Origin of the sequence: uncultured Thiodictyon sp. (assembly GCF_903828115.1) — a bacterium.
GTDB lineage: Bacteria > Pseudomonadota > Gammaproteobacteria > Chromatiales > Chromatiaceae > Thiodictyon.
In genome coordinates this window covers 1-2,748 of sequence record NZ_CAIKKU010000019.1, presented here as the reverse complement: position 1 = coordinate 2,748, position 2,748 = coordinate 1, and the positions used below count along the sequence as shown (strand labels likewise).

The window sequence follows — 2,748 nt, the reverse complement described above, 5'->3', positions numbered from 1 at the left end:
CATCGACTATTGCTCGCGCCAACTCCTGCCCCGCGCCGCCCCGCCGGTCTACGCCACACTCAACGGGGTCCCCCTGGCCGGCGCCTCCCTGAAGACACTGGCCGGGCTGACGGCCGAGCGTCTGGAGCCCATGACCGGTGACCTGAGCGGCGAGCCGCTCCAGGTCAGGTTCGGGGACGGCACCACGCTGCGCCTGCTGGTGTCCGCGGATCGCCGCCGCTGGACCCGGCTGGATCAGCGGCTGCGCTATGTCCTGGGCGATGGGCTGCTGCTGGAACTGGACCCGACCGCCATCGACCCGGGCCCGCCGCTCGCCCCGGCCGACGGCGCGCCGATGCGCGTTGCGGTGCCGCCCGGCCCCCTCATGCCGGCTGTCGGCAGTACCGCGCCCAACACCCCGGTGCCGGACCCGCTCGCGCCCGCGGTCACGGCGGACCCCGCCCCGGACGCCCCCCTGGAGACCCCGCCGGTGGTCCGCCTGAGCCCGGACCGGGACCAGTCCGACCAACCGGACGCGGATGGCGAACCAGGCGCCGGCTTCGGCGCCGAACCCTACAAGGCACCGCCCGCGGGATTCGGCATCGACCCCTTCGCACCGGACGCGGCGCCGGACCCCGCGCGGGCGGACCCGGGGGTCGGGCCGGAGACCAAGGGAAAGGCCGAGATCACGCCCTCACTGCGCAGGTACTGAGGGTGCCCGAACTCCCGGAGGTCGAAACCACGCTGCGCGGCATCCGCCCCCACCTCGAGGGCCGGCGGATCGAGCGCCTGGTGGTGCGGCAGCCGCGCCTGCGCCTGCCCATCCCCGCCGACCTGCCCGAACGCCTGGCGGGCCTGTCGATCGGGGGGCTCACGCGGCGCGCCAAGTACCTGCTGGTCGAGGTCGGCGGCGGCTGCCTGATCCTGCACCTGGGCATGTCCGGGAGCCTGCGCCTGGTGACCGCGGGGTTGGCGCCGACCCGGCACGACCACGTCGACCTGGTGCTCACCGACGGCCGCGCGCTGCGCCTGCACGACCCCCGCCGCTTCGGCCTCCTGATCTGGACCCCGGACCCGCCCGCCCTGGCCGCGACCCGGCACCCGCTGCTGCGCGACCTGGGCCCCGAGCCACTGGAAGACGGATTCGACGGCGCCCACCTCTTCGCCCAGAGCCGGGGCCGGCGGGTGGCGGTCAAATCCCTCATCATGGACGGGACCGTGGTGGTCGGGGTAGGAAATATCTATGCCAGCGAATCCCTGTTCCTGGCCGGCATCCACCCGGCCCGCGCCTGCAACCGCATCGCGCTCCCGCGCTACCTACGCCTGGCCGAGACCATCAGGACCGTACTCAAGGCCTCCATCGTCCAGGGCGGCACTACGCTGCGCAACTATGTGCAGGAGGACGGCAACCCCGGCTATTTCGCGCGCTTGCTGCGCGTCTACGGCCGCACCGGGGAACCCTGCCCCACCTGCGGCACGGCGCTGCGCGAGCAGCGCATTGGACAGCGGTCCAGCTTCTATTGCGCGCGGTGTCAGCATTGATGGGGCGCGCCCGAGAAAGGGCCTTTACTTCACCAATGAGCGTTGTCGTTGTCGTTGTCGTTGTCGTAATCGTAATCGAAAGAACGATGAAATTTGCGGTGCCAGAGAATCCGGGCCACTACGATAACCTGAATTTCGACAACGACAACGACAACGACGCGACAGGCACTCTCTAATGAACTTGTTTAGCCTATTACTGAACCATTCCTTAGCCCCCGGCCGCCGACACGCAGCGCCCATCGCCGCATTGCTCGGCCTGTGCCTCGGCCTCCCGATAGCCGGGGACCTGCACGCCGCGGAACAGGCCAGGGTCCGGGTCGGCCCCGCCGCCTTCCAGGTGGAGTTGGCGCAGACGCAAGAGGAGCGCCAGCGCGGCCTGATGTTCCGTCGGCACCTGCCCGCCGACCAGGGGATGCTCTTCATCCAGCCCCCGGCCCGCGCCGAATTCTGGATGAAAAACACCCTGATCCCCCTGGACCTGCTGTATTTCGACGCCGCCGGGACCCTGCTTCAGATCGTCCCCGAGGCCCAGCCCTGCCGTCAGCAGGACTGCCCCACCTACCCCAGTACCTCCACCGCCGTCGGTTACATCCTGGAGATCAAAGGCGGCGAGGCCGCCCGCCAGGCCATCCAGGTCGGTGACCCCCTAGCGCTCGTCCACTAGCCGACCCTGCCGCGGCCACCGCAAAGGTCGCGCAGCGACGCTGTGGGAGCGGCTTCAGCCGCGACAAGGCCGCGCAAACTGCCGCAACGTCGCAGGTTACCGCGGCCCCGCAGCGCGGCTGCAAGCCAAGTCCCGAAACGTCTCACGCCAAGGCGCCAAGCTCGCCAAGGTTTTTCAGCGCCCTATCTGCCTTAGTCCATTCACCCGGCGGGTGATCTGGTGACCTTATCTACCCTATTGTATTTCTTGGCGAGCATGGCGCCTTGGCGTGAGAACGGCGTTCTCCAGGCTCATGGTCCGGGGGTGGCCGGTCTTGGAGCCATGGCAGCCACCCCCCCCCGCGACCACCGGCTGCTGCCTCAGCGCAACCCGTCGGTCTTCGGCCTCTCTCCCCTTGGTGGAGGAGGATCGAGTTGGGGGCTAAACGGGTCGCTGCCATTAGTTCTACTTTGTTAACTTGAATTCTGGCCGCTTTTCAACTAGCCTGGCTAGGCTATCTTGTAACGCCGCTCGATATCGCTACGCCGTTGATCATGCCTGACCGCCATTTGTGCAATACGCTT

Annotated in this window: 2 protein-coding genes and 1 pseudogene; all 3 read left to right on the top strand. The window is 68.7% G+C overall.

Annotated features, from left to right (window positions below; genetic code table 11):
- Positions 1–691 (top strand): annotated as a pseudogene (locus QZY48_RS00675) (hypothetical protein); the annotation flags it as partial.
- A gap of 2 nt (positions 692–693) precedes the next feature.
- The gene (gene mutM, locus QZY48_RS00670) at positions 694–1,521 is read left to right on the top strand and encodes a bifunctional DNA-formamidopyrimidine glycosylase/DNA-(apurinic or apyrimidinic site) lyase (protein WP_295426484.1); all 828 of its coding nucleotides are present in this window, start codon (positions 694–696) and stop codon (positions 1,519–1,521) included.
- A gap of 175 nt (positions 1,522–1,696) precedes the next feature.
- A complete protein-coding gene (locus QZY48_RS00665) occupies positions 1,697–2,185 on the top strand; it encodes a DUF192 domain-containing protein (RefSeq protein ID WP_295426483.1) in 489 nt (162 codons plus the stop codon).
- Positions 2,186–2,748: the final 563 nt, after the last annotated feature.